Here is a 6002-nt window from a genome sequence, read left to right on the forward strand (position 1 = left end):
CACGTTGCGACGCTTCGACAGGCTCAGCGAACGCGGGCGAGGAATCGCAGAGACCACTTCCCTGAGCCTCGGGCTCTCGACCTTCCGGCTGGTCGCGTCACGCATCCGGGCGCTGCTGTGCGCCTGGACGATGGGCGTTGTGGATCTCAGCGACGTCCAGCGTCGAGACGGTGCGGATCCGCCAGCACCTCCAGGCCGGTGATGCGGCCGTCGACGATGTCGAAGGCCATGATCGACACCAGCCGCTCGTTCAGGACGGCGGCGACTCCGGGGCGGCCGCCGATGAGCACCGGCGTGGAATGGGCGGCCAGGCGGCCGGAGAGAACGGCCTGGTCGGCGATGGCACGAGCTCCCGAGACGACGTGGGTGCTGGCTCCGAAGTCGGCTCGCAGCACGGCGCCATCATCGAGCAGGCCCAAGAGCGCCCGCACATCGCCGTGCTCGGCGGCGAGCAGCCAGGCGTCGATCACCTCACGGGCTCGACGGGGCTCCGGCCGACCCGGATCCGTGGCATCACGCACCCGCCGGCGGCGGACCGGTTCAGGGTCTCCCCCACCTCGTCGAACGGCCGGTCGAAGACGTCGTGCAGCACGAACGCGACCCTCTCCGCCGGGCTCAGCGCGTCGAGCACGATCAGCAGCGCGGCCGTCACCCGGTCGCCGCGCTCTGCCTCCGCGGCGGGATCCCCCACGGCGGACGCCGGCTCGGAGGGCCAGGGTTCGATTTCCCATGAGCGTTCCCGGATGCGCCGGGGCGCGCGCAGCATGTCGAGGGCGATTCGCGAGACGACCGTGGTCAGCCAGGCGTCCAAGTTCTCGATGTGCGTGACATCCGATTGGCTCAGCCGCAGCCACGCCTCCTGCACCGCGTCCTCCGCGTCGGCCTGCGACGACAACAGGCGGCGCGCGATCGCGAGCAGGCGTGGTCGTAGCGTCTCGAAACGCCTCGCCAGAATTCGCTGATCGGTCATGTCACGTCCTCCGTCTGCCGCTCGTCACCTTATCGACGGGGCGCATCGTCCCGGTGTGACACGACCGACAGGAGTCTTCCATGCCTTCACCTCTGCTCGTGACCGGCGGCACCGGCACCATCGGCCGCCGCGTCGTGCCCCTGCTGCGAGCCGCAGGCCGCGAGGTGCGCATCCTCAGCCGGCATCCCCTGCCGGACTACGCCGGTGTGCAGCACGTGGCCGGCGACACCGTGGCGGGGACAGGATTGAGAGCGGCCCTCGCCGGCGTCGAGACGGTGCTCCATCTCGCCGGCGGAGCCAAGGGAGACGACATCGCCGCCCGCAACCTCGCCGCTGCGGCCCACGAGGCGGGCGCGCGGCACATCGTGCTCATCTCCGTCATCGGTGCCGACCGCATGCCCATCGGCTACTTCCGGGCGAAAGCAGCCGCCGAGCGGGCGATCGCGGGTTCCGGTGTGCCCTGGACGGTGCTGCGAGCAGCGCAGCTGCACGATTTCCTGTTGCCGATCGTGAAGGGGCTCGCCCGCCTGCCGATCACTCCCCTGCCCGGCGGGCTTCGGTTCGAGCCGGTGCACGTCGATGAGGTCGCCGCTCGGCTCGTGCAGCTCTCGCTCGCTGCGCCTGCCGGGGCGACGCCAGACCTGGCGGGCCCCGAGGTTCTCGGCATCGGCGAGCTCGTCACGACGTACGATGCGTTGCGAGGCAGAAGGCGACCCCGCCTGGCCCTGCGGATGCCGGGGGCGGTCGGGCGTGCCTATCGGGCCGGCGAGAACCTCGCAGCGCCGTCGGCGATGCGCGGTGAACGCGGCTGGGCGCAGTTCCTCGCAGAAGCGCCGGCAGCTACGGAGGCAGCAGACCTCCGTGCGCTCTCCCCCGCCGAGCCCGATGCAGATTAGCTCAGGCGTCGGAGCACGATCATCGGCGTCAGGTAGTGCTCGACCACGCTGCCGCCCAGTTCGCGAACCGCTTCCGCGGCGCGCTCCGCCTCCGAGGGAGTCCAATCGCTGAAGGTCGTGAAGAGGTCCCTCACCTCGTCGGCCCGCAGTCGCACGCTCCACCGGAACTCCTGGGTCTCACGCACCTGGAACCATCCACCCCCGCTCAGCTCGCGCGCCCAGCGGTCGGTCTCCGTCTCCCCCGGCACGGTTCTCGGCTCTTCCTTCCGCCCCCCGACGATCGCCGCGATCCGATCCCGAAAGGGCGTGCTCACGCGCGGATCACCGAAGGCGTTGCGCCAGACGACGAAGTGTCCGCCGGGCACGAGGGCGGCGTGCAGTGACGGCAGCACGACGCCGAGGTCCATCCAATGAACGGAGGTCGCGGCGACCGCTAGCTCGAACGAGTTCGCGGCCAACGGGGCGTTCTCCGCTGTGGTGTTCAGAAGGGTGACTGCAGGGAATCGTGCGGCGAGCAGGGCGGCCAGTCGGGCACCGGGCTCGATCGCCGTGACGGTCAGGCCGGCATCCAGGAGCGCGCCCGTCGCCTGTCCGGTGCCGGCTCCCAGGTCGAGGGCGCGGGTGCCAGGAACGAGCAGGCCGAGCTGCCGCAGCCGCTCCCACAGCGACGGCGGGTATGGCGGCCGGGCCCTGTCGTAGAGTTCCGCGTGCCGATCGAAATGACCGGGATCACCCACGGGACGATCCAAGCATCAGACGTGCGCAACCGCCAGCGCCGCGCGGGTGGGATCGCTACGGCAGCGCCGGCAGCAGGATGGATTCCATCACCTCGAAGACCGCTGCTCGATCCGGCTCCGCTCCCAGCTCGCCGCCGTGGAGCAGGTGTCCCGTGCCGACGATGGTGAGCGCCAGGATGCCCGTCTCCGCGTCGGCGCGCAGTCGCCCGATCCCCCGCTCGGCCTCGAGGTAGGCGGACAGGCCGCGCACGGCGGGAGCCAGAAGGGGGATGCCTCCAGTGGGGAACTCGCGGCGCAGCCGATCGCGCAGGCGGTCGTTGGTGATGACGAGCGAGATGAGTGCCATTGTCGGCGGCCGGAAGAAGGACTCCACGGCGTCGACGACGTTGTCGATGAGCTCCCCCTCCCCTGTCCGATCCACGAGTGCCGAGTACCACGCCGACATCGAGGCGATGCGGTCCTCGAGCAGCTCAGCGAGGAAGCTGTCGAAGTCGGAGAAATACCGATGCAGCACGCCTTTCGCGACACCGGCCTCGTCGGTGAGCGCACGACTCGTCAGGCCGGCGGCGCCCTCCCGCTCGAGCAGCCGCGTCGCCGCTGCGAACAACCTCGCGCGTGCGTCCTGCAGGGCGATTCCGGTCGGCATGCCTGCTCCTTGCTGGTATGGGCGCACGCCCACTAGTGTGGGCGCACGCCCACTTTAGCCGATGCGGGCGCTGGCGGCCCTGAATCGCACCACCACCGTGACGTCGCAGAATCATTCGGCGCCGACGCCCAGCGGTACGACCGCACGCGCCCTGACTACCCGGAAGAACTGATCCGGAAGATCATCGACACCGCTCCCGGCCGAGAGTTTCTCGATGTGGGCATCGGCACCGGCATCCAAGCGCGTCAGTTGCGAGCGAGGGCGCATCCGTTCTCGGCATCGACCCCGACGAGCGCATGGCCGCGGTCGCCCGCAGGGACGGCACACCGGTCGAGATCGCGCGCTTCGAGCAGTGGGATGCGGCCGGCCGCACGTTCGATGGCGTCGTCTCGGGGCAGACCTGGCACTGGATCGACCCTCTCGCCGGAGCACGCGCCGCCGCCGCGGTGGTGAGGCCGTCGGCCCGGCTGACCGTGTTCTGGAACGCGGCCCAGGTGCCCCCGGATGCCGCACCCCTCTTCGCCGAGATCTACGACGACATCGTGCCGGGAACGCCCTTCGCCGTGCTCTACCGCTCCCCCGTTCCCGTGGCCGACGGCTATGAGCGGATGCTCGACAGGGCCGCCGCGGGCATCCGGAGCGTCGACGGATTCGCCGAGCCGGATCGCTGGCGTTTCACCCGCGAACGCGCTACGACGCCGAGGGGTGGCTCGAGCTCTACCCGACCTTCGGGGGTCACAACCGCCTCACGGAGGATCAACGCGACGTGCTCGAGGAACGCATGCGAGGCGCGCTCGAGACGCTCGGCGGTGAAGTCGGCATGCTCTACACGACGCTCGCACTTTCGGCCCCGTATCGCGGTGGGGCTCGTACAGTGGAGGGCATGTCGAACGACGAAGACGCCTCGAACATCGGGGAACGACTCACCGGCGAACGTGATCCGAAGAATCCGGACGGCCTGCTGAGCCTGGACGGGCCCGATTCCGTGAAGGACACCATCACCTTCGGTCACGCGGAGCCCGACACCCTGGCGAAGGAGCGGGAGCGCCGGAGCCGCTGAGACTCGGCGCTCGCCGGAGGGCGAGGTGCTTCAATGGGAGTCACCGGAATCGAAGGCGGAACCCATGTCGAAGCGCGTCGTACTGATCACGGGAACCTCCTCGGGCATCGGGCTCGAACTCGCCGTCGGAGCAGCCGCAGCCGGCTGGACGGTCGTCGCGACCATGCGGAACGCTCAGGCCCGCGGCGAGGCGCTGCGTACGCGCGCCGCCCAGGCGGGAGTGGAGCTCTCGATCCGAGAACTCGACGTGACCGACGAGGGCGCGATCAAGCGGTGCGTCGATGACGTGATCGCCGAGTTCGGGGCGTTGGATGCCGTGGTCAACAACGCCGGCGCCGGTCACGTCGGAACCATCGAGAACGAATCGGTGTCCGAGGTACGCGCCGTCATGGAGACGAACTTCTTCAGCGTCGTCGCCCTCACGCGTGCGGTGATGCCGCACCTCCGGCGAAGTTCGGGCGTGCTGGTCGCCGTTTCGAGCGTGGGCGGCGTCGTGGGTCAGCCGTTCAACGAGGCGTACTGCGCCTCGAAGTTCGCCGTCGAGGGCTTCTTCGAATCGCTCGCCCCTGTCGCTGCCGCCGTCGGCGTGCGGGTCGCCGTGATCGAGCCCGGCGCCGTGAACACCGCGTTCGTCGCCAGCGCGACGGATGACATCGGCGCCACCCTGACGGCCGCCGGCCCCTATGAACCCGCCCTGCGCGCCTACGTCGAGCGAACCATGAATTCGTTCGCCTCATCGAATGCGCAATCCCCCGGCCAGGTCGCCGCCGTCATCCTCGGAGTGCTCGCCGACGGGAGCGCACCGTTCCGCACGCAGACCTCCGAGTGGGCCGCCTCCTTCGCCGGCATGAAGCTCTCGGATCTCGACGGTAGCCACGTGACCACCGCGACGGGAGCGTGGATCGCCTGACGCTGCCGGACGCACTCCCCCGGTTCCCGGCTCGGCGAACCACCGGGGCCCTGCCGCGAAATCTTCGCCCGGCATGCATATAGTCGGCTCGCGGGCGATCCCCCGGCCGCAGGAGATCGGAGCCGCGTGTGTCGCTGAGAATGAACGTGCTCGCACTGCTCGACCAGGGCCCGTGCTACGGCTACCAGTTGCGCACCGAACTCGACAGGCGCACGGGGTCGGCGTGGCCGGTCAATGTCGGCCAGGTCTACAACACGCTGGATCGGCTCGAGCGTGACGGCCTCGTCGCGACGGGCGGGCGCGACGAGGAGGGGCACGTGATCTACGCGATCACCGCGGAGGGATCACGGGAGGTGCAGGACTGGTTCGGGCAGGTGCCGGCGCGATCCGACTCCCGAGACGACGTCGTCGCCAAGGTCGCGTTAGCGGCGACGCTGCCGGGCGTCGACGTGCGCGCCGTGATCGCGGCCGAGCGCCAGTCGTGCGTCTCGGCTCGGGACGCCCTGCCGGAGAGCGCTCCGGATGCGGCGCCAACGCCCGACGACTTCGCACGCGGACTGATCATCGAGGCGCGGCGGTTCACCCTCGACGCGCGGCTGCGGTGGCTGGATCAGGTCGAGGCGCGGATCACCGACGTCGGTGAGCGCAGCATCGAGCGGGACCTGGCGGTCGAACGGCCGCGACGCGGACGCCCGGCCAAGACGGCGGCGACGGCAGCCTAGTTGTGATGTCCAGGGACGTTGTTTCGTGAATCGTCTTTGATCTGCTGACAGGCGAGGGCCT

Annotated in this window: 8 protein-coding genes and 1 pseudogene; 5 read left to right on the plus strand and 4 right to left on the minus strand. The window is 70.0% G+C overall.

Going from position 1 to position 6002, the window contains the following annotated elements:
• Positions 1 to 146 precede the first annotated feature (146 nt).
• Both WDJ51_RS01685 and WDJ51_RS01690 read right to left on the minus strand, forming a co-directional pair.
• A complete protein-coding gene (locus WDJ51_RS01685; RefSeq protein WP_337850689.1) occupies positions 147 to 470 on the minus strand; it encodes a hypothetical protein in 324 nt (107 codons plus the stop codon).
• Positions 467 to 970, minus strand: a complete 504-nt coding sequence (locus tag WDJ51_RS01690) for a sigma-70 family RNA polymerase sigma factor (protein ID WP_337850690.1) — start codon at positions 968 to 970, stop codon at positions 467 to 469. The genes WDJ51_RS01685 and WDJ51_RS01690 overlap by 4 nt, the downstream gene beginning before the upstream one ends.
• An 80-nt stretch (positions 971 to 1050) precedes the next feature.
• Here WDJ51_RS01690 and WDJ51_RS01695 point away from each other — a divergent pair, with 80 nt between their 5' ends.
• Complete coding sequence (locus WDJ51_RS01695) at positions 1051 to 1866, plus strand: SDR family oxidoreductase (RefSeq protein WP_337850691.1); 816 nt, start codon at positions 1051 to 1053, stop codon at positions 1864 to 1866.
• On the opposite strand, the gene WDJ51_RS01700 is transcribed toward WDJ51_RS01695, so the two are convergent.
• Entirely contained in the window at positions 1863 to 2603 is a 741-nt protein-coding gene (locus WDJ51_RS01700; protein WP_337850692.1) for a class I SAM-dependent methyltransferase, read from the minus strand. The genes WDJ51_RS01695 and WDJ51_RS01700 overlap by 4 nt on opposite strands.
• 55 nt (positions 2604 to 2658) lie before the next feature.
• A complete protein-coding gene (locus WDJ51_RS01705; protein WP_337850693.1) occupies positions 2659 to 3249 on the minus strand; it encodes a TetR/AcrR family transcriptional regulator in 591 nt (196 codons plus the stop codon).
• Positions 3250 to 3545: 296 nt separating this feature from the next.
• Between WDJ51_RS01705 and WDJ51_RS15500 the strand changes: the two are divergent.
• The 4 genes and pseudogenes from WDJ51_RS15500 to WDJ51_RS01725 form a co-directional block, all read left to right on the plus strand.
• Positions 3546 to 3659: pseudogene (locus WDJ51_RS15500) on the plus strand (hypothetical protein); the annotation flags it as partial.
• 356 nt (positions 3660 to 4015) lie between these two features.
• Entirely contained in the window at positions 4016 to 4309 is a 294-nt protein-coding gene (locus WDJ51_RS01715; RefSeq protein ID WP_337850695.1) for a hypothetical protein, read from the plus strand.
• Between the two features lie 64 nt (positions 4310 to 4373).
• A complete protein-coding gene (locus WDJ51_RS01720) occupies positions 4374 to 5219 on the plus strand; it encodes an SDR family NAD(P)-dependent oxidoreductase (protein WP_337850696.1) in 846 nt (281 codons plus the stop codon).
• A gap of 128 nt (positions 5220 to 5347) precedes the next feature.
• Positions 5348 to 5941 (plus strand): PadR family transcriptional regulator, encoded by a 594-nt coding sequence (locus tag WDJ51_RS01725; protein WP_337850697.1) that lies wholly within the window; start codon positions 5348 to 5350, stop codon positions 5939 to 5941.
• Positions 5942 to 6002 lie beyond the last annotated feature (61 nt).

This window comes from Rathayibacter sp. YIM 133350 (assembly GCF_037404875.1).
In the GTDB taxonomy this organism is placed as follows: Bacteria; Actinomycetota; Actinomycetes; order Actinomycetales; family Microbacteriaceae; genus Orlajensenia.

Bases quoted from the DNA above. Each gene is read 5' to 3' on its own strand.
- WDJ51_RS01690 (WP_337850690.1), bottom strand. From the start codon at position 970: ATGACCGATCAGCGAATTCTGGCGAGGCGTTTCGAGACGCTACGACCA.
- WDJ51_RS01695 (WP_337850691.1), top strand. From the start codon at position 1,051: ATGCCTTCACCTCTGCTCGTGACCGGCGGCACCGGCACCATCGGCCGC.
- WDJ51_RS01705 (WP_337850693.1), bottom strand. From the start codon at position 3,249: ATGCCGACCGGAATCGCCCTGCAGGACGCACGCGCGAGGTTGTTCGCA.
- WDJ51_RS01720 (WP_337850696.1), top strand. From the start codon at position 4,374: ATGTCGAAGCGCGTCGTACTGATCACGGGAACCTCCTCGGGCATCGGG.